We start from the raw sequence: 25,206 nt of genomic DNA on the forward strand, positions 1-25,206 counted from the left end.
CGGGCCCTTCGTCGTGTCCTGCCTGCGATCAGATGTCGCCGCCGAGGTAGGCGGCCTTCACCGCCGGGTCGACCGCGAGGTCCTGGCCGGTGCCCGAGCGCACGATCTCGCCCGTCTCCAGGATGTGTGCGTCGTGCGAGCGCTTGAGCGCCTGGGCGGCGTTCTGCTCGACGAGGAGCACGGTCGTGCCCTGCTGGTTGATCTCGGTGATGATCGTGAAGATCTGCTGGATCAGCTTGGGCGCCAGTCCCATCGAGGGCTCGTCGAGCAGCAGCAGGCGGGGGTTGGACATCAGCGCGCGGCCGATGGCGAGCATCTGCTGCTCACCACCGGACATGCTGCCCGCCGCCTGCTTCTCGCGCTCCTTGAGCCGCGGGAACAGGGTGAACACACGGTCCATGTCCTCGCGGTAGGCCGCGGTCTTGCGGTCCTTGCGCAGGAACGCACCCATGTCGAGGTTCTCCAGCACCGTCATGCCGGGGAAGCAGCCACGGCCCTCGGGCGACTGGCTGATCCCCCGCTTGACCCGCTCGTACGGCGGCAGGTGGGTGATGTCCTCGCCCTCGAACCGGACGGCGCCGCCGCGGACCTTGCGCAGGCCCGAGATGGTCTTCAGCGTCGTCGTCTTGCCCGCGCCGTTGGCACCGACGAGCGAGGTGACCGTGCCCTCCGGAACCGAGAACGAGATGCCGCGGATGGCCTCGATGTGGCCGTAGTTGACCTGGAGGCCGTCGACCTCAAGAAGCATCTTCATCCACTCCCAGGTAGGCGGCGATGACCGCCGGGTTGTCGCGGATCTCGGCAGGCGCGCCCTCGGCGATCTTCTGCCCGAACTCCAGCACCACGATCCGGTCGGTGACGCCCATGACCAGCCGCATGTCGTGCTCGATGAGGAGCACCGTGTAGCCCGCGTCGCGGACCTTGCGGATCAGCTCCATGAGCTTGACCTTCTCGGCCGGGTTGAAGCCGGCCGCCGGCTCGTCGAGGCAGAGCAGCTTCGGGTTGGTGCCCATCGCGCGGGCGATCTCGAGGCGGCGCTGGTCGCCGTAGGACAGGTTCGAGGCGAGCTCGTCGTGGCGGGCCTTGATGCCGACCATGTCGAGCAGCTCCTTCGCCCTGGCCAGCGAGGCGGCCTCGGTACGACGGTGCCGCGGGGTGCGCAGCAGCGCGTCCCAGAAGCCGACCTTGCTGTGCGCGTCGGTGCCGACCATGACGTTCTCGAGCACCGTCATCGACTTGAACAGCCGGATGTTCTGGAACGTCCGGGCCAGGCCGAGCTGGGTGATCTTGTGCTTCTTCAGCTTCGTCAGCGACGTGCCGTCGAAGCGCGCCTCCCCCGAGGTGGGCCGGTAGACGCCGGTCATGACGTTGAAGCAGGTCGTCTTGCCGGCACCGTTGGGCCCGATCAGGCCGAGGATCTCGCCCTCGTTGATGGTGAAGCTGACGTCGTCGAGCGCGGTGAGGCCACCGAACCTCAAGGTGACGTGGTCGACCTCGAGCAGGGCCTTGGCCGAGCTCGCGTCGTACGGGGAGTACTCAGACATTGCGGGGCTCCTCCTCCAGCTGCTCGTCCAGCTCGCCTTCCTCCAGTGCCTCGATCTCGGCCGCAGCCGCCTTGGCACGACGGGTCCGCCGCGGTGGCAGCAGGCCCTCCGGGCGCCAGACCGCGAGGACGGTCAGCGCCAGGCCGAAGAAGAGCAGACGGAAGTCGGCGAACTCACGGAAGCGCTCGGGCAGGTAGGCGACGAGCGCACCACCGGCGATCGCTCCCCACCGGTTGCCCGACCCGCCGACGATGACCGCCGCGACGAAGAGCATCGACAGCAGCAGCGGGAAGCTGTCGGGACTGATGTAGCCACCCTGACCACTGGCGTAGAACGAGCCCGAGAGGCCGCCGATCGCGGCACCCAGCGCGAACGCCATCAGCTTGAACTTGAAGGTCGGCACGCCCATCAGCTCAGCGGCGTCCTCGTCCTCGCGCGTCGCCTCCCAGGCGCGCCCGACCCGGCTGTTCTTGACCAGCCGGTCGCCCAGCAGGACCAGCACCAGCGCGGTCAGGATCAACCAGTAGTACGGGATCGCGTTGGTCGCGCCGAACACCAGGAAGTGGACCGAGTGCTCCTTGTCGAGGTGCGGGACCAGCCCGTCCCACTCGAGGCGCGGGATCTCGAACAGGCCGCCCGGCTTGAACGGCGGCTCGGCCGCGGGGCCGATCGTGTTCGGGTGCGGGATGTCCTTGATGCCCGCCGAGGCACCGAGCCACTCGATGTTCTTGACGCAGATCCGGATGATCTCTCCGAAACCGAGCGTCACGATCGCGAGGTAGTCGCCACGGACCCGCAGCGTCGGTGCACCGAGGATGACGCCGGTGACCATGGTGACCGCGATCGCCACCGGCAGGGCCAGGAAGAACGGCCAGGAGCCGTGCTGCGAGGTCAGCACACCGGTGGTGTAGGCGCCGGTGGCGTAGAAGCCGACGTACCCGAGGTCGAGCAGGCCGGCGTAGCCGATGACGATGTTGAGGCCCAGGGCCACCAGCGCGAACGCGGCGACCTGGAACATCACGCCGCCGAAGTCGATCTCGTTGGTCGTGATCAGCGGCGGGCGCAGCAGCGGCAGGCCGTAGAAGAAGAGCGCGACCAGGACGAGGATGAGGGCCTTCACCGCCGGGTGCTGACGCTTGTAGCCGTCCGACACCGCGTCCATGGCCTGGCCGAGAGGACTGAAGTAGCTGCCGACCCTGCTCATGCGCGTGCCTTCCCCAGGGACTCACCGAGCAGGCCGGAGGGCCGCACGAGGAGGATCAGGACGAGCAGCACGAACGCGACGACGTCCTTCCAGTTCTGGCCGAACAGCGCCGAGCCCCAGTTCTCCATCACGCCCAGGATGAGACCACCCAGGAGCGCCCCGCGCAGGTTGCCGATGCCGCCCATGACGGCCGCGGTGAACGCCTTGACGCCCAGGATGAATCCCGCGTTCTGGCGGGTCACCCCGACCTTCATCATGTAGAGCGTGGCCGCGGCGCCGGCCATCAGGCCGCCGATCAGGAAGGTGAGCTGGACCACGCGGGTCGGGTTCACGCCCATCAGCGCCGCGGACTCGGGGTCCTGCGCGACAGCGCGGATGCCACGACCGAAGCGGGTACGACGCACGAACTGGTCGAGCGCGACCATCATCAGCAGCGCGGCGACGATGATCACCAGGTCGACGTCGGAGAGCGTGTAGCCGCCGATGGTGAGGATGTCGTGCTCGCGGATCGTCACCGGGTTGGTGTAGACGTCTCGGGCCTTGCCCGGGGCGACGTAGTCCGCGAGGTTGTCGTCGAGGCCGAAGACCTCGGCGAAGCGGTCGCGCAGGCCCATGGCCTCGGCGAGCGCGAAGGACGCACCGATGGCGGAGATCAGCGCGATCAGCTTGGGTGCGTTCTTGTTCATCAACGGGCGGTAGGCCAGCCGTTCGAGCAGCAGTGCCACGCCCGCTGACAGCGCACAGGCCGCGACCAGGGCGACCAGCAGGACTGGGACGGCCTCACCGAGGCTCCAGGTCGCGCTGCCGGTGCCGTGCAGCAGGATGAAGACCCACGCGACGGCGAAGGTGCCGTACATGAAGACCTCGGAGTGCGCGAAGTTGATGAGCTGCAGCACGCCGTAGACCATCGTGTAGCCGAGCGCGATGAGCGCGTAGATCGCACCGAAGACGAGCCCACCCATGGTGTAGCTCAAGAAGTTCTCGGGGCTACCGAAAAGGTTGCCGAAGTCCAAAGGAGTTCCCTCCGCCGTTGTGCTCGACTGTGGCCGGGGGCCAGGCCCCCGGCCACAGTCAGGTCAGTCCCTCAGTGGACCCGGATCACTTGATCTCTTCGGGGTTCTCCACGTCGAGGGCGCCGTCCTTCACGAAGTAGGCGTAGATCGCCGACTCCTTGATGTCGCCCTTGTCGTCGAAGGCGATCGGGCCGCTCACGCCGTCGCCGGTGTAGGAGCCGATGAACTCGTTGATCTCCTGGCCGTCGGACGCGCCGTCCTTGATCGCGGCGAGGAAGATGTTCGTCGCGTCGTAGGCCTGCGTGGCGTAGAGACCGGACGCACCGAAGTCGGCCGGAGCCGGCGCGGCGGGAGCGGACAGGACCGCGCCCTCGGCGCCCTCGGCACCCGCGACCTTCACGAAGTTCGGGTCCTCGGAGCCGTCGCCCGACATGAAGGTGCCCTTGAAGCCACCCTGGCGCAGCTGCTTGGCGAGCAGGCCGGCCTCGGTGTAGTAGCCGCCGTAGAAGACCGCGTCGGCACCGGACGACTTCACGCCCTGGACGATGGCGGACATGTTCGTGTCACCGACCGAGATCTGGTCGGAGTCGACGAGCGCGTCGCCGAGGGAGTCCTTGACCTTGCCGGCCAGGCCCTTCGAGTAGTCCTGGCCGTCGTCGACGACGAAGACCTTCTTGGCACCGACGGTCTCGGTGAGGTACTTGGCGTCCGCCGCACCCTGCGCGTCGTCGTTGCCGATGACGCGGTGCCAGGTCGTCCAGCCCTGCTCGGTGATGGTCACGTTGGTGGCCGACGGCGAGATCGACGGGAGACCCGACTCGAAGAAGGTCTTGCCGGTGGCGAGGGACTCGCCCGAGAAGCCGGGGCCGACGAGGCCGACGATCGAGTCGTCGTTGATGATCTGCGTCGCGAGGGCCGGCGCCTTGTCGGGGCTGCCCTGCGAGTCGAACGTCTTCAGGTTGATCTTGCAGTCCGCGTTGTCGGCGTTGTACTCCTTCAGCGCCAGGTTGATGCCGTTGACCATGTTCTGGCCGAGGGCGCCGGCGTCACCGGTCAGCGCGCCGAGGAACGCGAGGTTCTTGCCACAGAGGTTGCCGCCTCCGGCGTTCGTGTCGTCGTCGCCGCTGTCGTCGGAACCGCAGGCGGTCATGGAGAGGCTGAGGGCCAGCACCGCGATGCTCGCTCCGAATACCTTGTTACGCGTCAAGACTTTCTCCCGCTTCCTTACTCGAGCCGGGGGCAGCGGTCGCTGACCTCGGACGTGTCCTGCCGCGGGAACCTACACCGGCTCAGGGGTGGGCGGAAGCAACTCGACGGCTCAGGAGCAGAATCCTGACGAATCTGTTACCTGAGAGCCGGGTCACACGGATTTTTTACGCGTTCGACGCCCCAGGGACACCGTGGGTGACCACGCCGTCGGCTACCTCGCGCATCGACATGCGCAGGTCCATCGCGGTCTTCTGGATCCACCGGAAGGCCTCCGGCTCGGTCAGCGAGAGCTGCTCCTGGAGGATGCCCTTCGCCCGGTCGACCGCCTTGCGGGTCTCCAGCCGCTCGGTGAGGTCGGCGACCTCGTTCTCGAGCTGGCGGATCTCGGCGAACCGGCTGACCGCCATCTCGATCGCCGGCACCAGGTCGCTCTGCGAGAACGGCTTCACGAGGTACGACATCGCCCCCGCCTCGCGCGCCCGCTCGACCAGCTCGCGCTGGGAGAAGGCCGTCAGCATGACCACCGGCGCGATCCGCTGGCCCGCGATCGCCTCGGCCGCCGCGATGCCGTCGAGCACGGGCATCTTGACGTCGAGGATCACGAGGTCGGGACGCAGCTCCTCGGCCAGCTCGATCGCCTTCTGCCCGTCGCCGGCCTGGCCCACGACGTCGTACCCCTCCTCGACGAGCATCTCGGCGAGGTCCATCCGGATCAGGGTCTCGTCCTCCGCGATCACCACGGTGCGGCGCGAGGGCTGGGGGGCGGCGGCGGTCTCGGTCACGGGACAAGGCTATCGGCCCGCCCGATGTCGGGGCGGGGCGCCGCCTCGGCTACGGTTTCGGGTGCAACCGCCCCGGTAGCCCAACGGCAGAGGCCCGGCTCTCAAACAGCCGTCAGTGTGGGTTCGAATCCCACCCGGGGCACCATCGCCCTTCGATGTGTCGGACCCTCGTCCGACGGTCGAGCCGTGTACTCGGAACACGTTCGACAACAGGCACGCGAGTTGCGTGCCCGTGGACTCACTTGGCAAGCCGTGGCGACGGAGCTGGGCGTCAGCGTCTCGGCCGTATTGGCATGGGACCGAGATCCCCACGCGTGGGCCCGAAGACTCAGCGAGTGCCCACGTTGCGGAGACGCACCGCTCGACAGCCCTGCGTACTCAGCATTGCTCGGCTACTACCTCGGGGACGGGCACATCGCGAGAGCCGCGCGCTACTACGCGCTGAGGGTCGCCTGCGACACGACCTACCCCGGCATCATCAACGATGTCACGGACTGCATCACGAAGGTGCGGCCAGGGGCGCGGGTGTTTCTTGTCCGCAGGCCCGGATGTATCAACGTTCAAGCCCACTGGCAGCACTGGGCGTGCCTGTTCCCTCAACACGGTCGCGGCCCGAAGCACGAACGTCCGATCGTGCTCGCGAGCTGGCAGCAGGCGATCGTCGAGGACCACCCCGGACCGTTCCTCCGCGGGCTGTTCCACTCGGACGGCTGCCGTGCGAACAACTGGACCCGCCGCACGGTCGCCGGCGAGCCGAAGATCTACCGCTACCCGCGCTGGCAGTTCGTCAACGCGTCGCAGGACATCCGCGAACTCTGCTGCTGGGCTCTCGACCTGGTCGAGATCCCGTGGCGCCCGTCCAACACCCGAACGATCAGCGTGTCCCGTCGCGAGGCGGTGGCGCGGCTGGACGAGCTGATCGGTCCTAAGACGTGAACCTTCGCCTACTTCCTCCGGTACGCCGGCGCGACCTCGTTGATCGCGTCACCCATCCGGTGGATGCGCAGCGCGTTGGTCGAGCCGGGGATGCCGGGCGGGCTGCCGGCGACGATGACGACGAGGTCGCCTTCCTTGACCCGGCCGATGCGGAGCAGCTCCTCGTCGACCTGGCGGACCATCTCGTCGGTGTGCTCGACGGTCGAGGTCTGGAAGGCCTCGACGCCCCAGGTCACGGCGAGCTGGGAACGGGAACGGGCCTCGGGGGTGAAGGCGAGGACCGGGATCGAGCTGCGCAGCCGGGCGAGGCGCCGGGCCGAGTCGCCGGACTGGGTGAAGGCGACGACGTACTTCGCGCCGACGCGCTCGGCGACCTCCTCCGCGGCCTTGGTGATCACGCCACCGCGGGTGTGCGGGTCCCACTCGATGCGGCCGAAGCGGCTGAAGGTGTCGTCGACGAGTGCGTGCTCCTCGGTGGCCGAGATGATCCGCGCCATCGTCTCGACCGTGTGGATGGGGTGCTCCCCCACACCGGTCTCGCCCGACAGCATCACGGCGTCGGCGCCGTCGAGCACCGCGTTGGCGACGTCACTGGCCTCGGCTCGGGTCGGCGCGGGGCTGGTGATCATCGACTCCAGCATCTGGGTGGCGACGATCACGGGCTTCGCGTTGCGCCGGGCGGCGACGATGATCTTCTTCTGGAGGAAGGGCACCTCCTCCAGCGGGCACTCCACGCCGAGGTCGCCGCGGGCGACCATGAAGGCGTCGAAGGCGGAGACGACCTCGTCGAGGTTCTCGATGGCCTGCGGCTTCTCGATCTTCGCGATGACGGGGAGCATGATCCCCTCCTCGCGCATGATGACGCGCACGTCCTCGGCGTCCTTGGCGTTGCGCACGAAGCTCAGCGCGATGAAGTCGACACCGAGGCGCAGGGCGAAGCGCAGGTCGGTGATGTCCTTCTCCGACAGTGCCGGGACGGAGACCGCGACGCCGGGCAGGTTGATGCCCTTGTTGTTGCTGACCTTGCCGCCGACCAGGACCTCGGTGACGACGTCGGTGCCGTCGACGACCTCGACCACCCGGAGGCGGACCTTGCCGTCGTCGATCAGCAGCGGGTCGCCGGGGGCGACGTCGCCGGGCAGTCCCTTGTACGTCGTCCCGCAGATCTCGGCGTTGCCGTCGACGTCGCGGGTGGTGATCGTCCAGCGCTGGCCGCGGGCCAGGGTCGTGGGCCCTCCGGAGAACCGCTCGAGCCGGATCTTCGGGCCCTGCAGGTCGGCGAGGATGCCGACGCCGTGGCCGCTGGCGTCGGACGCCTCGCGCACCAGACGGTAGACCTCGGCGTGGTCCGCGTGGGAGCCGTGGCTCATGTTGAGGCGCGCGACGTCCATGCCGGCGTAGACCAGCTCGCGGATCCTCCGCTCCGAGCTGGTGGCCGGGCCGAGGGTGCACACGATCTTGGCTCTTCGCACGTTCCAACCCTATCGGTGACCGACGGGTAGAAAAAGTCGAATCGACGCAAACTTCGGATGAAGTCTGCGCCGATTCGACGGAGTGGTGCAGGTGCGGGGTCAGACCACCAGCGGACGCGCGGTCGGCGGGATCGGGGCGGGCAGCCGGGTGCTGCCGGTGAGGAACTTGTCCACCCCGGCGGCGGCCGCACGGCCCTCCGCGATCGCCCACACGATGAGCGACTGGCCACGACCGGCGTCACCGGCGACGAAGACGCCGTCGACGTTGGTCGCGTAGTCGTTGTCGCGCTTGATGTTGCCGCGCTCGTCGAGCTCGACGCCGAGCTGCTCGACCAGGCCGGGCTGCTCCGGGCCGACGAAGCCCATCGCGAACAGCACCAGGTCGGCCGGGATCTCCCGCTCGGTGCCCTCGTGCTCGACCAGCTTGCCGCCCTCGAACGAGACCTCGACCAGGCGCAGCGCCCGGACGTTGCCCTCGTCGTCGCCGAGGAACTCCTTGGTGGAGACGGCGTAGACGCGCTCGCCGCCCTCCTCGTGCGCGGAGGAGACCCGGTAGGTCATCGGGTACGTCGGCCACGGCTGACCGTCGGGACGGTCCTCCGTGGGCTGCGGCATGATCTCGAGCTGGGTGATCGAGGTCGCACCCTGGCGGGTGGAGGTGCCGAGGCAGTCGGCGCCCGTGTCACCGCCACCGATGATGACGACGTGCTTGCCGTCAGCACGGATCTGGCCCTCGACCTCCTCGCCGAGTGCGACGCGGTTGGCCTGCGGCAGGAACTCCATCGCCTGGTGGATGCCCTTGAGCTCGCGCCCGGGCACCGGCAGGTCACGCGGGACGGTCGAGCCGACCGCGATCACGACGGCGTCGTAGCGGTCCTTGAGCGCGGTGCCGGTCAGGTTGCCCCGGCCCACCTCCACGCCGGAGCGGAAGACCGTGCCCTCGCGCTTCATCTGCTCGAGGCGCTTGTCGAGGTGCTTCTTCTCCATCTTGAACTCGGGGATGCCGTAGCGCAGCAGCCCGCCGGGCTTGTCGGCCCGCTCGTAGACGGCCACGGTGTGGCCGGCCCGGGTGAGCTGCTGGGCGGCGGCGAGGCCCGCCGGGCCCGAGCCGATGACCGCGACCGTGCGGCCCGAGAGCCACTCCGGCGGCTGCGGCCGCACGAAGCCGGACTCGAAGGCCTTGTCGATGATCGAGACCTCGATGTTCTTGATCGTCACCGCCGGCTGGTTGATGCCGAGCACGCACGCGGTCTCGCAGGGCGCCGGGCAGAGGCGACCGGTGAACTCCGGGAAGTTGTTGGTCGCGTGCAGGCGCTCGATCGCGCCCTCCCAGTCGTCGCGCCAGACCAGGTCGTTCCACTCCGGGATGATGTTGCCCAGGGGGCAGCCGGAGTGACAGAACGGGATGCCGCAGTCCATGCAGCGGCTGGCCTGGACGCTGATGATCGGCAGCAGTGCGCGACCGATCCCGCCCGGGTAGACCTCGTTCCAGTCGCCCACCCGCTCGTCCACCGGACGACGGGAAGCCACCTCACGCGTGTTCTTCAGGAAGCCCTTCGGGTCAGCCATGGAGCACCTCCATCACCTTGTTCGCGGTCTGGTCGTCGTCCAGCCCCTCGGCCTTCGCCTCGGCCTGGACCGCCAGGACCTTCGCGTAGTCGCGCGGCATGACCTCGGTGAACCGCGGCAGTGCGGCCTCCCAGTCGGCCAGCAGCGCCTCGGCGACCTCGGAGCCGGTCTCCTCGAAGTGCTTGCGCACGATGCCCTCGAGCTCACCGGCGTACTCGGCGCTCACCGGACGCAGGTCGACGAGCTCGCCGTTGACCCGGAAGTCCTTGAGGTCGAGCACCCAGGCGATGCCGCCCGACATGCCGGCCGCGAAGTTGCGCCCGGTCTTGCCGAGGACGACGACCCGGCCGCCGGTCATGTACTCGCAGCCGTGGTCGCCCACGCCCTCGGTGACGACGGTGGCACCGGAGTTGCGCACGCAGCACCGCTCGCCGACGCCGCCGCGGATGAAGATCTCACCCGAGGTCGCGCCGTAGGCGATGGTGTTGCCCGCGATGATGTGCTCCTCGGCCCGGAAGCCGGCAGCACGGTCGGGCCGGATCGCGATCCGGCCACCGGAGAGGCCCTTGCCGACGTAGTCGTTGGCGTCGCCCTCGAGCCGCAGCGTGATGCCCTTCGGCACGAACGCACCGAGCGACTGGCCCGCCGACCCGACGAAGGTCAGGTCGATGGTGCCGTCGGGCAGGCCCGCGCCGCCGTACTTCTTGGTGACCTCGTGGCCGAGGATCGTGCCGACGGTGCGGTTGACGTTGCGGATCTGCAGCTGGGCACGCACCGGCTCGCCCGACTCGATGGCCGCGGCCGCGAGCGGGAGGATCTCGGTGACGTCCAGCGACTTCTCCAGGGCGTGGTCCTGGGTGCCGGTGTTGCGCAGGTCCTGGTCGGGGAAGTGGGTCGCGGCGATGTCGACCTTGTGCAGGATCGGCGCCAGGTCGAGACCCTGCGCCTTCCAGTGGTTGACGGCCTCGACGGTGTCGAGCACCTCGACCTGGCCGATGGCCTCCTCGATCGACCGGAAGCCCAGCTGCGCGAGCAGCTCACGGACCTCCTCGGCGATGAACTCGAAGAAGTTGACGACGTACTCGGCCTTGCCGCTGAACCGCGACCGCAGGGTCGGGTTCTGCGTCGCAACGCCCACCGGGCAGGTGTCGAGGTGGCAGACCCGCATCAGGATGCAGCCCGAGACCACCAGCGGGGCGGTCGCGAAGCCGAACTCCTCGGCGCCGAGCAGCGCCGCGATGACGACGTCACGACCGGTCTTCAGCTGGCCGTCGGTCTGCACGACGATGCGGTCGCGCAGGCCGTTGAGCAGCAGGGTCTGCTGGGTCTCGGCGAGGCCGAGCTCCCAGGGACCGCCGGCGTGCTTGAGCGAGGTGAGCGGCGAGGCGCCCGTGCCGCCGTCGTGGCCGGAGACCAGGACGACGTCCGCGTGCGCCTTCGACACACCGGCCGCCACCGTGCCGACGCCGACCTCGGAGACCAGCTTCACGTGGACGCGGGCCGACGGGTTGGCGTTCTTGAGGTCGTGAATCAGCTGCGCCAGGTCCTCGATCGAGTAGATGTCGTGGTGCGGCGGCGGGCTGATCAGGCCCACGCCCGGCGTGGAGTGGCGGGTCTTCGCGACCCACGGGTACACCTTGTTGCCGGGCAACTGGCCGCCCTCGCCGGGCTTGGCGCCCTGCGCCATCTTGATCTGGATGTCGTCGGCGTTGGTGAGGTACTCGCTCGTGACGCCGAAGCGGCCCGACGCGACCTGCTTGATCGCGCTGCGGCGCTCGGGGTCGTGGAGACGGTCCGCGTCCTCGCCGCCCTCACCGGTGTTGGACTTGGCGCCCAGCCGGTTCATGGCGATCGCGAGGGTCTCGTGGGCCTCGCGCGAGATGGAGCCGTACGACATGGCGCCGGTCGAGAACCGCTTGACGATCGCCGACACCGGCTCGACCTCGTCGATCGGGATCGGCGTACGGCCGAACGCACCGGCGTCCTTGAACCTGAACAGCCCGCGCAGCGTCATCAGCTTCTCGGACTGCTCGTCCACGGCCGACGTGTACTGCTTGAAGATGTCGTAGCGACCGGTCCGCGTGGAGTGCTGCAGGCGGAACACCGTCTCCGGGTTGAAGAGGTGCGGCTCGCCCTCGCGACGCCACTGGTACTCGCCACCGATCTCGAGCTCGCGGTGCGCGGGCGCGATGCCGGCCGGCGGGTACGCCTTGGCGTGGCGCGCGGCCACCTCGGTCGCGATGACGTCGAGCTCGACGCCGCCCAGCTTGGAGGTGGTGCCGGTGAAGTACTTGTCGACGACCGTCTGCGAGAGACCGATGCACTCGAAGATCTGCGCACCCGTGTACGACGCCACGGTGCTCACGCCGATCTTCGACATCACCTTCACGACGCCCTTGCCGAGCGCCTTGATCAGGTTCTTGACGGCCTGCTCGGGCTCGGTCTTGACGTAGTAGCCCTCGCGAGCGAGGTCCTCGACCGTCTCCATGGCGAGGTACGGGTTGACCGCGGCCGCGCCGTAGCCGACCAGCAGGGCCACGTGGTGGACCTCGCGGACGTCACCGGCCTCGACGAGGAGGCCGACCTGGGTGCGGGTCTTCTCGCGGACCAGGTGGTGGTGGACCGCACCCGTCAGCAGCAGCGACGGGATCGGCGCGAGGTCGGCCGTGGAGTGGCGGTCGGACAGCACGATGATGCGCGCACCACCGGCGATCGCCTCCGACACCTCCTGGCAGATCTCGTCGATGCGGGCAGCCATCGCCGCACCGCCGCCGTGGACGTCGTAGAGGCCGCGGGAGACGTGGGTGATGAAGCCCGGGTGGTCGCCCTCACGGTTGATGTGGCGGATCTTGGCCAGGTCGTCGTTGGAGATGACCGGGAACGGCAGCGAGATCTGCCGGCACGAGGCCGCCGTCGGCTGGAGCAGGTTGGCCTCCGGGCCGATGGAGCCGTAGAGCGAGGTGACGAGCTCCTCGCGGATGGCGTCCAGCGGCGGGTTGGTGACCTGCGCGAAGAGCTGGCTGAAGTAGTCGAACAGCAGCCGGGGCTTGTCGCTCAGCGCCGCGATGGGCGTGTCGGTGCCCATCGAGCCGAGGGCCTCGCCACCGGTGTTGGCCATCGGGGTCAGGATGACCCGCAGCTCCTCCTCGGTGTAGCCGAAGATCTGCTGGCGACGGGTGACCGAGGCGTGCGTGTGCACGATGTGCTCACGGTCCGGGATCTCGTCGAGCTGGATCATGCCGGCGTGCAGCCACTCGCCGTACGGGTTCTCGTCGGCGAGCTGCGCCTTGACCTCGTCGTCCTCGACGATGCGGTGCTCCTCGGTGTCGACCAGGAACATCTTGCCCGGCTGCAGGCGGCCCTTGCGGACGACCGTGGCCGGGTCGAGGTCGAGCACGCCGACCTCCGAGGCCAGGACGACGAGGCCGTCGTCGGTGACCCAGAAGCGCGAGGGGCGCAGGCCGTTGCGGTCGAGGACCGCACCGATCTGGGTGCCGTCGGTGAACACGACGCAGGCGGGGCCGTCCCACGGCTCCATCATCGTGGAGTGGAAGCGGTAGAAGTCGCGCCGCTTCGCGTCCATCTCGGTGTGGTTCTCCCACGCCTCCGGGATCATCATCAGCACCGCGTGCGGCAGGCTGCGACCACCCATGTGGAGGAGCTCGAGGACCTCGTCGAAGGACGCGGAGTCCGAGGCACCGGGGGTGCAGATCGGGAACAGTCGCTCGAGGTCGCCCGGGATCGTCACCGAGTCCAGCAGCGCCTCGCGGGCCCGCATCCAGTTGCGGTTGCCCATGACGGTGTTGATCTCACCGTTGTGCGCGATGAAGCGGAACGGGTGCGACAGCGGCCAGCTCGGGAAGGTGTTCGTCGAGAACCGCGAGTGCACGACACCGATCGCCGAGGCCATCCGCTCGTCGCGGAGGTCGGGGAAGAAGTTGTCGAGCTGGTCGGTCGTCAGCATGCCCTTGTAGGCGAGCGTGCGCGAGGACAGCGACGGGAAGTAGACCTCGGTCTCCCGCTCGGCCCGCTTGCGCAGGCAGAAGGCGAGGCGCTCGAGGTCCATGCCTCCCAGAGGACCGGCACCGTGGGCACCGCCGGGAGCCTGCACGAACAGCTGCGTGAACGTCGGCATGACGCTGAGCGCCATCGTGCCGAGGATGTCCGGGTTGACCGGGACCTCGCGCCAGCCGAGGACGACCAGGCCCTCCTCGGAGGCGATCTCCTCGATCCGGGCGCGGGTCTTGGTGACCTGGCCCTCGTCGCCGGGCAGGAAGGCCGTGCCGACGGCGTACGTGCCGGCGACCGGCAGCGTGATGCCGGCGTCAGCAGCGACGGCGCGGAGGAAGGCGTCCGGCACCTGCAGGAGGATGCCGGCACCGTCGCCGGAGTTGGCCTCGGCGCCGGCGGCGCCGCGGTGGTCAAGGTTGCGAAGAGCCGTGAGCGCCTTCGCCACGATGTCGTGGCTGGCCTCCCCGGTCAGCGTCGCGACGAAGGCAACGCCACAGGCGTCCTTCTCGTGGCGCGGGTCGTAGAGACCCTGCGGCGGTGGGAACGAGTGCATGGAGGGCACCAAGGTTCTCCCGTCGGCTACGTCTGGGGGCTCCCGGCAGCGACATCGAAGCCATCGCGTCGGGGTTCCACAGAAGGTGGGGCGCAAGGGACAGCACTGGCCCACGCGGCGGAGCGCTCAGGTTACCACTTTGTGACATGGCGTTGCTCAGCGGAGGCACCCTCCGGACAGCAGGTGAGACGCTCAGCCGAAGCGGCCGTTGACGTAGTCCGCCGTGCGGGAGTCCTGCGGGTTGTCGAAGATCACGTCCGTCGGCCCCTGCTCGACGATCACCCCGGGCGCGCCGTGGGCGGCCAGGAAGAACGCGCAGCGGTCCGAGACGCGGGCCGCCTGCTGCATGTTGTGGGTGACGATCACGATCGTCACCTGCGACCCGATCTCGCGGATCGTCTCCTCCACGACGCGGGTCGAGGTGGGGTCGAGGGCCGAGCAGGGCTCGTCCATCAGCAGCACCCGCGGCCGTACGGCGAGCGAGCGCGCGATGCACAGGCGCTGCTGCTGGCCGCCGGACAGCGCCGACCCCGGCTGGCGCAGGCGGTCACGGACCTCGACCCACAGCCCGGCCCGGGTCAGCGACTCCTCGACCAGGTCCTGCCGCTCGGAGCGCTTCAGCTTCGAGCCGACCAGGCTGAGCCCGGCGAGCACGTTGTCCTGGATGGACATGGCCGGGAACGGGTTCGGCTTCTGGAAGACCATGCCGATGGCGCGCCGGGCGTCGGTCAGCCGCCGCTCGGGGTCGTAGATGTCCTCGCCGTCGAGGCGCACCTCCCCCGCCAGGGCCGCTCCCGGCACCAGCTCGTGCATCCGGTTGAGGATGCGCAGGAAGGTGGACTTGCCGCAGCCCGACGGACCGATCAACGCGGTCACCTGCCCGGCCGGCAGGTCGATGGAGACCCGGTCGAGCACCTTGCGCTGCCCGAACCAGGCGGACACCGCCTCGGCCTCGAGCCGGCCCGGCTGGACGACGGCCTCCGGGCGCGAGGGCGCGGCGGACGGCGGGGGCGGCGGGAGCTCGTCGTGGACGGCGGGCAACACCTGGGTGGCATCGGACATGGCGCTTCTCCTTCGTGGGTGGGCGGGTGCCCGGGGGATCACTCCCCCGGGCACCCGTCCGGAACTGCGGAACTACTTGACGACGAGCTTGTACTTCGCGCTCGTGCTGGCGGCGACCTTGGTGTTCCCACTGAAGACGACCTTGAGGTAGTGCGTGCCCCTGGTGCGCTTGGGCAGCACGATCGCCAGCTTGCCGAGGTTGGTCGCCTTGAGGGTGACCTTCTTGATGGCCCGGGTGCCGTCGTACACGGTGAAGGTGCCGGTGAACGTCGCCGCCGGCACGCCGGGGGCGGTGACCCGCGCCGTGATCTTCGGGTACGCCGACGCCTTGATCGTCGCCGCGGCCAGCGTGCCGGTCGTCGTGGACTTGGCCCTGACGATCGTGATGCTGCGGCCGGCCTGGCTGGCCTGGGCCTGCGCGGTGCCGCCGTAGGCCACCGTCAGTGCGTGGGCGCCGGGCGCGAGCTTGCGACCCGTGACCGGGACCGCGATCACGCCGTCGGCGTCGAGCGCCTTGGTCGCGAGCACCGTGGTGCCCTTCTTGACCGTCACCGTCCCGCCGCTGCCGGCCGAGCCGGTGACCGTCACGGTGAGGCTGAATCCCTTGCCATAGTAGGCGCTGGTCGGACCGGTGACCGCGGTCTGCGTGACGGCCGGCTCCTGGGTCGGCTCCGGTCCGGCGACGACGGCCCAGGTGTCGCCGGTGACCTTCACGAAGGCCGAGGCGTAGGCAGCGCCCACACCCTGCGTCGCCGAGCTGGTCCGCAGGCGGAGCTCGTAGATCCCGCCGAAGGTGCCCTGCCCGGCGGACGCGAAGGACGCGACCACGTCGGACAGCCGGTAGCCGCCCGCGGTCCGGACGTAGGGCTTGCCCGCGAGGGCCGCCGGAGCGCTGACCGCGCCGGCCCCCGTGAACCTGTCGGTGCCGGTCGCCTGCACGCCCGGCCAGGAGCCCGCGGCCGTGCCCGACTGCGCCGCGTGGACGAACAGCGAGGCATGGGTGTCGTCGGCGCGGACCGTGCCGCCGGCCGCCGCGAACGCCGGCAGCGCGGCGTTGACGGAGCCCGTGGTCACCTCGGCGCCGGCGGCGTCGTAGAGCTTCAGGCCGGCGGTGGTGCGGGCCGGGTCGTCGACTCCCCCCTGGTCGGCGACGTACCAGTCGAGCGTGGTGGGGTCGCCGGTGAACTGCGGCGCTGCGGCGGCGAACCCGCCGACGGTGGAGGCGACGAGTGCGAGCCCGAGGACCGCACCCCACCTCTTCCGGTTGTTGATCTTCATCGTTGTCTCCTCGAAGTCTGGGGTCGAGCAGTCGGGTCAGGAACCGTCGGCGACGGCGTGGGTGGCGTCGCTGCACGAGGCGGAGCCGCCCCGAACCAGCTCCCACCGGTCGCCGTCGACCTTGATGTCCGCCGTGTCGTAGCCGTCCGCGAGCGTCCCGAGCGCCGGCGTCCCGAGCACCAGCCGCAGCTGGACGTAGCCCTGGAAGCTGGCCGGGAAGGCCGTGACGAAGTCCGCGACGGACCAAGCGTCGGCCGTGACCCGGGTGGCCGGACGGGACGGGTCGGTGAACACGGTCGCTGCCGTGATCGCCGATCCGCTGTACTCACCGGGCGCGATGCCCTCGCGGGGCTGGTAGGCGTACAGCGTCGCCACCGCGCCGTCCCGGTCGGCGTCCGACGGCAGCGGGGTCTCCCCCAGCACGACGTCCGCGAACGGCTTGTCGCCGGTCCGGCCCTCGGTGACGGCCTTGCCGTCGGCGGAGCAGAGGGTCAGCCCGCCGGTCGAGGCCGGGTCGGCGTACGGCGCCTCCTCGCCTCCTCCGAGACGCCACACGAGCACGCCCGTGACGGCGACGGCGAGGACGACGACGGCCACGACGATGCGCGTGAGCCGCGCTCTCGTTCCCGTGCCGCTGGTGGTGAGCACCCTGGTCATGACGGTGGTCCCTGGTCCCGGCGTGCTCAGTCGACCGGGATCTCGGCGTTGTTGGTGCCGAACACGTGGTAGTCCGGCGTGACGCCGGCCGCCTCGAGCAGGGCCTGGCCGGCGGGGGTGCGCACGAACGGCAGCGGACCGTCGGGGTTGTAGAACAGAGCCTCGACCCAGTTCAGCGTGCTGCCCGGCTGCCACGGCTCGTTCGAGGTGAGGTCGGACTCGCGGACCAGCGCGTTGTAGGCGAAGTTGCCGCCGTACGGCGCCGACGCGTTCAGCTGGTCGGAGGTGCTGTCACCGTCGAGCAGCTTGATGCCGCTGGCGTCGGCGGGCGTGCGGTGCCCGGTCTCGGTGTTGTAGTTGTTGGTCTTCTGGCCGTCGAAGGTCTGCGTGTAGTAGCCCGTGTTGAGCGTGCGGTAGCGACCGCGCGGGAACGGCACGATGGCGTTCTTGGCCAGCGCACCCAGGCTGGTGATCGCGGTCGGGTCGTTCTGCTGGACCTGGATCTTGTTCGGGTTGCTGCGCAGGCTGTCGCTCGTCACCGAGACGCCCGGGTTCTGCTGCCCCACGTTCTTGACGAAGGTGTTCCACATGCCCGCGTCGGTCGGCAGGATCAGCGGGATGATCGTGTCGGACGGCGCCGGGCCGGCGTAGCCGGGGATGTCGCCCCAGGTGTCGTAGGTGCCGTTGTAGATCTTGAGGATCGTGTCGGCCGACAGGGTCGCGGGCGCGTTCGTCGTCGTCGCGGTCGCGATCAGCTGGCGGTCGGTGGCGATCTGGATCCGGTAGAGCTTGGTGCCCTGCTTCGACTGGATCAGGTTCTGGTGGGTGTCGTTGAGCGCGTCGGGGCTGCGGCCGACGTCGATCCAGTCCAGGTCGTCGTTGATGATCGCGTCGCGACCGCCGCCACCGCCGCCGGTCGGGCGGACGACCAGGTCCTGGCCGGCCCGCAGCGCGATGGTCGGGTTGAGCAGCTTGATGTCGGACTGCTTGACGTACTTGGTGTCCGCGTCGCCGATCGTGCCGTTGCCGGTGATCGTCGGCAGCAGGCGCGGGTCGGTGAACCCGCTGCGCCCCTGGGCGTCGCCCGAGGAGTCGAAGTTGATGAAGCGGAACCGGTTGCCGGCCGTGTTGTAGCCCGGCAGCTGGTGGTAGCCGTCGGCGAGGAAGTTGAAGGAGTTCTGGATGATGTCCGACCCCGTCGCGACGACGTCGTCGGGCTGCGGCGCCGGGTCGGCGTGGGCGGGGGTGAGGGTGAGCGCGAGCCCGGCGAGCGTCGCCAGGCCGAGCACCGCTGCGGAAGCAGACGTCCTGCGAATCAGCATGAAACTAACCTATCTCTAGTATTTCAGTCGACTTACTCCCGAGCGTGAGGAGGACGTTAGGCGCCGCGGCGCCGCCCGTGCCCCTCTGTCTCGGGATCCGAGATCGGGGATCAGATGAGGGCGGGCAGGAGGCGTGCTCCGATCGACGAGACCAGCCACAGGGCGGCGACGACCACGGGCGCACCCGCGATCCAGGCCGCCTTGCGGGACCAGCGGTTCCACGCCCACACGAAGCCGGCGAGGGCACCCAGCAGCACCTGCAGGGCGAGCGCGAGCTCGGCCAGGCTGAGCCGGTCCACGTGGGAGGCGAGCAGCGTCGGCTCCGGGTCCGGTGCGGAGCGCGGGCCGGCAGCGGCCGCGCCGGAGCGGAGCTCGGCGTCGACGTACACCGTGCGGGAGGGCTGCAGCCGGGACAGCCACGAGCCGGTGCCGGTCGAGGTGACCAGCGTCAGTCGACCCGCGCCCTCCCCCGGCGGCGCGGGCATCGGGTCGCCGTCGAACCGGGTCCCGGTGACGAGGTACTCGAACTCGCCCTGGGCCGTCGTGACGACGACCCGGGCACCGCGGACGATGTCGGGCAGGTCCGCGAACGGCTTGCCGTACGACGTCGAGCGCCCCGCCACCACGCTGACCCCCTCCTGCCCCGGCAGCACGGTCCCGGCTCGGTGGCCCGGTCCGTCCTGCAGCTGGCGCGAGCGGGTGCCCTCGACGACGACGAGGGACTCCACGTCGAGCGAGGGGATGTCCAGCAGAGCGACGGGAGCACCGGCTCGCACCGGCGCTCCCGTCGGTGCCGTGCCTTCGGCGAGCTGGGTGCGGAGCTCGCCGTAGAGCACGTTCTGTGCGTGGTTCTGCTCGAAGGAGCTCAGAACCAGCAGGTACAGGAGGAACCAGCCGATCAGCAGCGACAGCGCGAGCATCACGCGTCCGCCGGCGACCCGGACCTGCTCCTCACCGCGCCCCGGAGGCGGCGAGGCGTCGACCTCGCCGTCGTGCACCCGGGTGCGGGTCGGGTCGGCACTCATGAGGCCCTCCGGCGCCCACCGGAGCCGCGGGCGCCCCGGACCGAGCTCCGGGCGGAGACCAGCAGGCCCTGCAGCAGCTCGAGCCAGCGGAGCACCGAGCCCGCGACGGCACTGGCCACGGCGAGGAGCAACAGGGTCGGCAGGCCGACCCGGCCGAGCGAGGACTGCTCACCGGAGGTGAGGGAGAGCGGCGCCTCCGTGGTCGGCACGACCGCGACGACGACCGGCTTCTCCGCCACTGGGGCGGGGTCGACCGCCACCGGTGCCGGGGGCACGACGCTCCCGCCGCCGGGCTGACCGGCCGGCTCCACGACGGGCGCCGCGGCGGTCGAGAAGTCGCACGCCTTCTCCAGCGTCGGTGCCTTGCCGCTCACCTCGAGCGCCGGGACCGCACCCTCCTGGGCGCGCACGGCGTTCACCGCGTTCGCCAGGTAGGCGTGCTGCGTCGCGAAGCCGTTGTCGTCGGTCAGCGGCAGGTAGCCCGCAGGCAGCGAGCCGTTGGCCTGACCGGGCACCTGGCCCGCGCCGCCGGCGTAGCAGAGGAACTTGGCGAGCTTGGTCGCCGTCGCCTTCTCCTCGCCGCTGGTCGGGAACACCGCGTAGACCGGCATCGCGCCCGGGTACGCCGCGCGACCCTTGGCCGTCGCCAGCTCGGCATCGTCGAGCACCCAGGTGCCGGCGTCGTCGTCCGCCGCGAGCAGGCCGGCCGCAGCCTTCAGGCCGGTCGTGTCGGGCTCGACGAACGTCCGCCCCGCGGCGTCGCCGAACTGCTGCCCGGTCGCGACCGTGGAGGTCGACTGCAGCGCAGCGGTCCGCAGGTTGTAGCGGCGCGCGGCGGGCAGCGAGACCAGGCCGAGCACGAAGCGGTACCCGACCGACTGGCGCCCCTCGGTGCGCAGCGGCAGCGTGGTGGCGTCGTAGCCGTCGTACCGGCACACCGTGGCGGCTGCCGAGCTCGCGAACTGCAGGTTGAGGCCGATGGCCCCCAGTCCGGACAGCGGGTTCGCCACCAGCTGCAGGTACGGCGTCGGGCTCTTGCGGTAGCAGGCGTTGTCGTCGATGTACCACTGCGGCGCGACGTAGTCGTCGAGCAGCGGCCAGTTGTCGACCGGCAACTCGAGGCCCTTGTACGCCGGGTTGACCTTCATGCCCCACGGGTCGGGCGTGCCGTCGAGCCAGGCCCGCGCCTCGGGGTCGGCGTCGAGCCAGCGGGTCAGTGCCCAGACCAGGTCGGAGTTCGAGGAGAAGATCTGCAGTGCCGCACCGGCCTGCAGCGTCGAGCGCTCGTCGATGCCGGGGTTGAGCGCGCGGAACTCCGGGTCCAGCGTGATGTTGAGCGGGTTGTCGCCCAGACCGGGGTGGCCGTTGCGCACGAACGACACCGCCGGGTACGACGCGCTGAGGAGCTTGGCCACCAGCCGCGCATTGAGGTTGAGCTCCTCACGCCGCTGCTTGTCGCCGTCGTCGATCGAGAACGCGATGGCGAAGCCGCTGAAGGCGATCGGCGCCTGCGCGACCGGGCGCTGGTAGCCGCCCGGCTGCGGAGCGGTGCTGAACGCGCCCTTGATCTCGCCGGACTGCACGAGGGAGCGGGCGAGCGACTCGGCCTGCTGGACGTGGGTGAAGGAGTAGAGCGAGGAGGTGGTGCAGAACTTCGGGCGCCACGACGCGGTCAGCTCGTTGAGCATGACCGAGCCCATCAGCTCCAGCGGCTTCTCGGCGGACTCGACCGGGCAGACCTCGGCGGTCTGCGCGAACTCCAGCGGCACGGTGATCCGGTTGCGCCAGTTGGACGCCGACCACCACAGGTTGCCGCGCACGGCCTGGTCGGAGGTGCGGCTGGCCGCCGGCTCCCCCGCCTCGTAGGAGCCGGTACGACGGCAGGTGGCATCGCCGGTCTCGACCTGGCTCTCGGTCAGCGGCACGCCCGCCTTGGTGGTCAGCTGCGTGCCCTCGGGCAGCGTCGTGCCCCAGGCGTCGCAGCTGATCCCGACGACGGGCACCGCGACGAGGGAGCAGGCCACCTTCGCCGAGCAGCCGAGGGAGGCGTTCTCGGCCTTGGTCCAGACCGCGAAGTCGACCGAGCCCTTCCCGTCCTTGCCGGTGATCCCGTAGGTCGTGTTGCTCGGCAGGCCGCCGGACTCGGCGTCGTCGGACTCCGGCGGCAGCGGCATGCAGCCGGTGCCGGGGTCGGGTCCGCCGTAGTAGGTCGTGCCGCCGGCCGCCTTGAACGGCAACCACCGCTCGGTCGTCAGCCGCGACACCGACGAGCACGCGGCGGGCAGGTCCGCCGGCGGGCCGACGACCGCCTGCCGGTCCTTGGCCTGGGCCCAGGCGTCGAAGCGCCACGACGGCGTGTTCGAGGCCGCGGCGAGGTAGCGCTCGGGCGCGGTCTGGGTCCAGCAGGTCTCCGGCGACAGCTTGACCTGCCCCTTAGGGGCGACACTGTCCGTGTCGACGCCGCGGCACTGCAGGAGCACGAAGGGGTACTCCTGGTTGCGCGCGTCCGAGGAGCTCGGGTCGGCGGCGACCGCACCGGTCGGGTGCGCGCCCTCCCAGCTGACCTTGATCTCCTGGCGGCCGCGGAGGTTGGTGGTCTGCGAGACGCGGAGCTTGACCTTGTCGCGGCTCTGCTCGGTCTCCTTGCCGTCGGCGTCGATGAACGTGCGGACGGCGGTCACGGACTTCGTGACGCCCTCGGCAGCACCCGCGGGCGCCTGCCCGCCGGGCAGCACGACGGCGAGTCCGCCGAGGACGAAGGCGAGGGCGAACAGGATCCGCTCGGCACGACGACGGGCGCTCATCGGGTCCTCCTGCGGCCGACGAGCTGCGCCACCACCGGCGGCACGACCAGGACGCCCGCGAACAGGCCGACCACGAGCGCGGCCAGCACGGCCGGCGGACCCGAGCCGGCGTCCGGGTCGAGGGTGGTCGCGACGACCTGGACGTCGCCGGTCGTCGTACCGGTGCCGGTGCCGTCGTCGTTCACGCCCGCGACGGGTACGTCGCCCCCGGCCGCCGGAGCGTCGGGGATCCCGTCACCGTCGGTGTCGGCCGTCGCCGCACCGCCGCCGCCACCGCCGGTGCCCCCGCCCGGCGTACCGGTCTTGGGGCCGCCCGTACCGCCGGGGTTGTCGTTGTAGGTGCCGACGCCGTCGGCGCAGGGGCCCTTCGTGGGCCGGTCGCAGTCCGCCGGGAAGGGCGCAATCTTCGCGAGCAGGTTCTGCTCGGGGTGGCCGGCCACGAAGGTCGGGTTGTGGCAGTTCTTGACGTTCTTGATGATCGTGGAGTCGAAGACCACCTTCGGGTCGGCCTTCTTGAGCTTGTTGACCTGCGTGAAGCTCGCCTGCACCAGGTTGATCGGCAGCGGCGAGTAGCCGATCGGGCCGATCTCGGACTGGCCCTCGCAGATCGAGTGCTTGAGGAAGTCGACGATCGTCTGCCGCTTCGCGGTCGTCATCCGGGAGTCGTCGGCGGCGGTCGGGACGATCGCGTAGACGTACGACGAGAGCGGGTAGGTCCGCTTGTCCGGGTTGACGTAGACCTTGTCGAGCTTCTGGGTCAGGTAGTTCGGGTCGCTCGGGTCGTCGTTGATCTCCGCCTTCGTCAGCGCGACCGCGACGTTGTACTGCGTCGGGAGCGTGAAGTAGCCGGCCCTGTTGAGCAGCTTGGCGACCGGGTAGCCGGCCATCAGCGGGTAGGAGTACTCCTCCATCGCGATGGCGCCGACCGAGCCCTTGGCCTTGATGAAGTTCATGACCCCGTCGGAGCCGGTCTGCGCGCGCTGCGGGCCGCGCGCATCGCCGCAGTTGAGCGGGAAGTAGTCGGTCGGCGCGGCCTTGCCGCCGTTGCAGTCCTTCCACAGGCTCGGGTACTGGCTGGTCATCCAGGTGCTGAACTGGTTGGTGACGCCGGCGCCGTCGGCGCGCACGACCGGGATGATCGGGATCGACGGCAGCGCACGGCCGTTGTTGTCCTTGGTGACCGCGGCGTCGTTCCAGTTGGTGATCTTGTTGGTGAAGATCTTGGCCAGCGTCTCCCCCGACAGCCGCAGGTTGCGGACCCGCTGGCCACCGACCTCCAGGTTGTAGGGGAAGGCGGTCCCGCCCGCGACGACGGGCAGGTAGGCGAACGAGCGACCCAGGGACGAGTCGGTCGCGCCGGTCGTCGGGTCCTTGCCGCGGTACGGCGAGTCGGTGACGCCGAAGTCGGTGGACTTGTTGGCGTAGTCCTTGCGGCCCTGCGCCGCACCGTTCGCGGTGTAGACGACCTTCAGGCCCTTGGCGTCGACGTCGGCGACCCACTGGTTGACCGCGTTCGCGGCCCACGACGACCCGGAGCCCTGGATCAGGGCGTACGACGGCGCGGCGGCGCTGGCCGCGCCGGGACCGGCCGCGACGGCGAGGTAGCCGGCGAGCAGGATCGCGACGGCGCGAGCGCCTCGCAGAGCGGGCCGGTGGGCCAGCTTCGGGTTCATCGGTTCTTCCTTCCCCTGGCCGCCAGGCGGGCGAGCAGGAACAGCGAGAGCACGACGGCCAGCAGGACGGCGGCGCCGGCGTAGGCACGCTGCTCCATCTCCGGGCTGCCGGTGCTCACCGAGGCGTAGACGAACAGCGGGAGCGAGTTCATCGGGTTGTGGGTCGGGTCGGCGTTGAAGAAGGTCGACGCCCCCGAGGTCAGCAGGAGCGGCGAGGTCTCGCCGACGGCGCGCGCGACCCCGAGGATCAGCGCCGTCGCCAGGCCGGGCCGGGCGGTCGGCAGGACGACCTTCCAGACCGTCTGCCAGCGTCCGGCGCCGAGGGCGTACGACGCCTCGCGCAGGCCGTTCGGCACGACGCGGAGCACCACCTCGCTGGCCCGGGCCATGATCGGCAGCGCCATCACTGCGAGGGCGAGGGACGCGGCCAGGCCGCTGGTCTCCATGCCGAGGTTGACGATCCAGACGGTGTAGATGAACAGGCCGGCGACGATCGAGGGCAGCGCGGTCATCGCCTCGACGACGGTGCGCACGAGCAGGGCGCCCTTCCCGCCGACCTCGGAGATGTAGACCGCCGTGGCCACGCCGAGCGGCATCGCGATCGCGACCGCGATGCACACCTCGATCACCGTGCCGACGAGGGCGTGGGCGATGCCCCCCTTGGTGAACGGGTCGTCGGCGCGGACCCCCGCCATGTCGTCGACGAAGAAGTTCCAGTGCGTCAGCGCCGGCATGCCCTTCCACACGGTGGTGAGCACCGTGCTCAGCAGCGCCAGGCCGATCAGCGCGGGGGCGGCCATCACGACGGCGGCGACCACGCGGTCGACCACGATGCGGCGGGGATGGGTCAGCGCGGTCAGGCCGGCGTAGAAGGCGACGAAGACGACGTACCAGATCACGACGAAGCCGACGGAGCCGGAGAACGGCAGCACCTGGCTGTAGGCCACCCACGTGGTCGCGACGGACCCGAGCACGGCACCGAGCAGGGTCAGCGAGTCCTCCCGGGTGCGGTGGCCGGCCCGGCGCAGCACCTCGGTCGCCGGTGCGGGCACGGCCTCGGCGGCGGGCTCGACGGGAGCCTCCACGGCGATC

At 70.2% G+C, this 25,206-nt stretch carries 18 protein-coding genes and 1 tRNA gene; 2 read left to right on the forward strand and 17 right to left on the reverse strand.

All coding sequences use genetic code 11. The annotated features are described in order from the left end of the window. Nucleotides 1-28: 28 nt before the first annotated feature. The 6 genes from ASE20_RS00915 to ASE20_RS00940 form a co-directional block, all read right to left on the reverse strand. A complete protein-coding gene (locus ASE20_RS00915) occupies nucleotides 29-754 on the reverse strand; it encodes an ABC transporter ATP-binding protein (RefSeq protein ID WP_200952671.1) in 726 nt (241 codons plus the stop codon). Further along, complete coding sequence (locus ASE20_RS00920; protein WP_056892656.1) at nucleotides 738-1,544, reverse strand: ABC transporter ATP-binding protein; 807 nt, start codon at nucleotides 1,542-1,544, stop codon at nucleotides 738-740. Before ASE20_RS00920 ends, ASE20_RS00915 begins: the two co-directional genes overlap by 17 nt. Next, the gene (locus tag ASE20_RS00925) at nucleotides 1,537-2,748 is read right to left on the reverse strand and encodes a branched-chain amino acid ABC transporter permease (protein WP_225868988.1); all 1,212 of its coding nucleotides are present in this window, start codon (nucleotides 2,746-2,748) and stop codon (nucleotides 1,537-1,539) included. The genes ASE20_RS00920 and ASE20_RS00925 overlap by 8 nt, the downstream gene beginning before the upstream one ends. Further along, nucleotides 2,745-3,722 carry a branched-chain amino acid ABC transporter permease gene (locus tag ASE20_RS00930; RefSeq protein WP_225868989.1) on the reverse strand — a complete coding sequence of 326 codons (978 nt, stop codon included), beginning with the start codon at nucleotides 3,720-3,722 and terminating at the stop codon, nucleotides 2,745-2,747. The genes ASE20_RS00925 and ASE20_RS00930 overlap by 4 nt, the downstream gene beginning before the upstream one ends. Nucleotides 3,723-3,846: 124 nt before the next feature. Then, a complete protein-coding gene (locus ASE20_RS00935) occupies nucleotides 3,847-4,968 on the reverse strand; it encodes a branched-chain amino acid ABC transporter substrate-binding protein (RefSeq protein ID WP_157538366.1) in 1,122 nt (373 codons plus the stop codon). Nucleotides 4,969-5,134: 166 nt separating this feature from the next. Continuing rightward, nucleotides 5,135-5,752, reverse strand: coding sequence for an ANTAR domain-containing response regulator (locus tag ASE20_RS00940; RefSeq protein ID WP_056892658.1), 618 nt, complete (start codon nucleotides 5,750-5,752; stop codon nucleotides 5,135-5,137). Between the two features lie 69 nt (nucleotides 5,753-5,821). Between ASE20_RS00940 and ASE20_RS00945 the strand changes: the two genes are divergently transcribed. Continuing rightward, nucleotides 5,822-5,897: transfer RNA gene (locus tag ASE20_RS00945), tRNA-Leu, on the forward strand. A 239-nt stretch (nucleotides 5,898-6,136) separates the two neighbouring features. Then, nucleotides 6,137-6,688: a transcriptional regulator gene (locus tag ASE20_RS00950; protein WP_225868990.1), complete on the forward strand. Its 552-nt coding sequence runs from the start codon at nucleotides 6,137-6,139 to the stop codon at nucleotides 6,686-6,688. 8 nt (nucleotides 6,689-6,696) lie between these two features. On the opposite strand, the gene pyk is transcribed toward ASE20_RS00950, so the two are convergent. The 11 genes from pyk to pstA form a co-directional block, all read right to left on the reverse strand. Continuing rightward, the gene (pyk, locus tag ASE20_RS00955; RefSeq protein ID WP_056892660.1) at nucleotides 6,697-8,160 is read right to left on the reverse strand and encodes a pyruvate kinase; all 1,464 of its coding nucleotides are present in this window, start codon (nucleotides 8,158-8,160) and stop codon (nucleotides 6,697-6,699) included. A 99-nt stretch (nucleotides 8,161-8,259) separates the two neighbouring features. After that, complete coding sequence (locus ASE20_RS00960; protein WP_056892661.1) at nucleotides 8,260-9,729, reverse strand: glutamate synthase subunit beta; 1,470 nt, start codon at nucleotides 9,727-9,729, stop codon at nucleotides 8,260-8,262. Then, on the reverse strand, nucleotides 9,722-14,293 hold the full coding sequence (gltB, locus tag ASE20_RS00965) for a glutamate synthase large subunit (protein WP_056892662.1): 4,572 nt from the start codon (nucleotides 14,291-14,293) through the stop codon (nucleotides 9,722-9,724). Before gltB ends, ASE20_RS00960 begins: the two co-directional genes overlap by 8 nt. Before the next feature lie 192 nt (nucleotides 14,294-14,485). Continuing rightward, complete coding sequence (locus ASE20_RS00970) at nucleotides 14,486-15,355, reverse strand: phosphate ABC transporter ATP-binding protein (RefSeq protein ID WP_082612037.1); 870 nt, start codon at nucleotides 15,353-15,355, stop codon at nucleotides 14,486-14,488. A gap of 72 nt (nucleotides 15,356-15,427) precedes the next feature. Next, a complete protein-coding gene (locus tag ASE20_RS00975) occupies nucleotides 15,428-16,633 on the reverse strand; it encodes an Ig-like domain-containing protein (RefSeq protein WP_056892663.1) in 1,206 nt (401 codons plus the stop codon). Between the two features lie 36 nt (nucleotides 16,634-16,669). Beyond that, complete coding sequence (locus tag ASE20_RS00980) at nucleotides 16,670-17,290, reverse strand: hypothetical protein (RefSeq protein WP_056917929.1); 621 nt, start codon at nucleotides 17,288-17,290, stop codon at nucleotides 16,670-16,672. 26 nt (nucleotides 17,291-17,316) lie between these two features. Beyond that, nucleotides 17,317-18,612 carry a substrate-binding domain-containing protein gene (locus tag ASE20_RS00985; protein WP_082612038.1) on the reverse strand — a complete coding sequence of 432 codons (1,296 nt, stop codon included), beginning with the start codon at nucleotides 18,610-18,612 and terminating at the stop codon, nucleotides 17,317-17,319. A gap of 110 nt (nucleotides 18,613-18,722) precedes the next feature. After that, nucleotides 18,723-19,637, reverse strand: coding sequence for a class E sortase (locus tag ASE20_RS00990; protein ID WP_056892666.1), 915 nt, complete (start codon nucleotides 19,635-19,637; stop codon nucleotides 18,723-18,725). Beyond that, entirely contained in the window at nucleotides 19,634-22,441 is a 2,808-nt protein-coding gene (locus tag ASE20_RS00995) for a hypothetical protein (RefSeq protein WP_056892667.1), read from the reverse strand. Before ASE20_RS00995 ends, ASE20_RS00990 begins: the two co-directional genes overlap by 4 nt. Further along, nucleotides 22,438-24,114, reverse strand: coding sequence for a substrate-binding domain-containing protein (locus ASE20_RS01000; RefSeq protein ID WP_056892668.1), 1,677 nt, complete (start codon nucleotides 24,112-24,114; stop codon nucleotides 22,438-22,440). Before ASE20_RS01000 ends, ASE20_RS00995 begins: the two co-directional genes overlap by 4 nt. Beyond that, nucleotides 24,111-25,199 (reverse strand): phosphate ABC transporter permease PstA, encoded by a 1,089-nt coding sequence (gene pstA / locus ASE20_RS01005; RefSeq protein ID WP_235538747.1) that lies wholly within the window; start codon nucleotides 25,197-25,199, stop codon nucleotides 24,111-24,113. The genes ASE20_RS01000 and pstA overlap by 4 nt, the downstream gene beginning before the upstream one ends. Nucleotides 25,200-25,206 lie beyond the last annotated feature (7 nt).

The organism is Nocardioides sp. Root240, from assembly GCF_001428825.1.
Classification (GTDB): Bacteria; Actinomycetota; Actinomycetes; order Propionibacteriales; family Nocardioidaceae; genus Nocardioides.

Coding starts and splice junctions, on each gene's coding strand:
- ASE20_RS00915 (WP_200952671.1), bottom strand. CDS start 754: ATGAAGATGCTTCTTGAGGTCGACGGCCTCCAGGTCAACTACGGCCAC.
- ASE20_RS00920 (WP_056892656.1), bottom strand. CDS start 1,544: ATGTCTGAGTACTCCCCGTACGACGCGAGCTCGGCCAAGGCCCTGCTC.
- ASE20_RS00925 (WP_225868988.1), bottom strand. CDS start 2,748: ATGAGCAGGGTCGGCAGCTACTTCAGTCCTCTCGGCCAGGCCATGGAC.
- ASE20_RS00960 (WP_056892661.1), bottom strand. CDS start 9,729: ATGGCTGACCCGAAGGGCTTCCTGAAGAACACGCGTGAGGTGGCTTCC.
- gltB (WP_056892662.1), bottom strand. CDS start 14,293: ATGCACTCGTTCCCACCGCCGCAGGGTCTCTACGACCCGCGCCACGAG.
- ASE20_RS00970 (WP_082612037.1), bottom strand. CDS start 15,355: ATGTCCGATGCCACCCAGGTGTTGCCCGCCGTCCACGACGAGCTCCCG.
- ASE20_RS00975 (WP_056892663.1), bottom strand. CDS start 16,633: ATGAAGATCAACAACCGGAAGAGGTGGGGTGCGGTCCTCGGGCTCGCA.
- ASE20_RS00980 (WP_056917929.1), bottom strand. CDS start 17,290: ATGACCAGGGTGCTCACCACCAGCGGCACGGGAACGAGAGCGCGGCTC.
- ASE20_RS00985 (WP_082612038.1), bottom strand. CDS start 18,612: ATGCTGATTCGCAGGACGTCTGCTTCCGCAGCGGTGCTCGGCCTGGCG.
- ASE20_RS00990 (WP_056892666.1), bottom strand. CDS start 19,637: ATGAGTGCCGACCCGACCCGCACCCGGGTGCACGACGGCGAGGTCGAC.
- ASE20_RS00995 (WP_056892667.1), bottom strand. CDS start 22,441: ATGAGCGCCCGTCGTCGTGCCGAGCGGATCCTGTTCGCCCTCGCCTTC.
- ASE20_RS01000 (WP_056892668.1), bottom strand. CDS start 24,114: ATGAACCCGAAGCTGGCCCACCGGCCCGCTCTGCGAGGCGCTCGCGCC.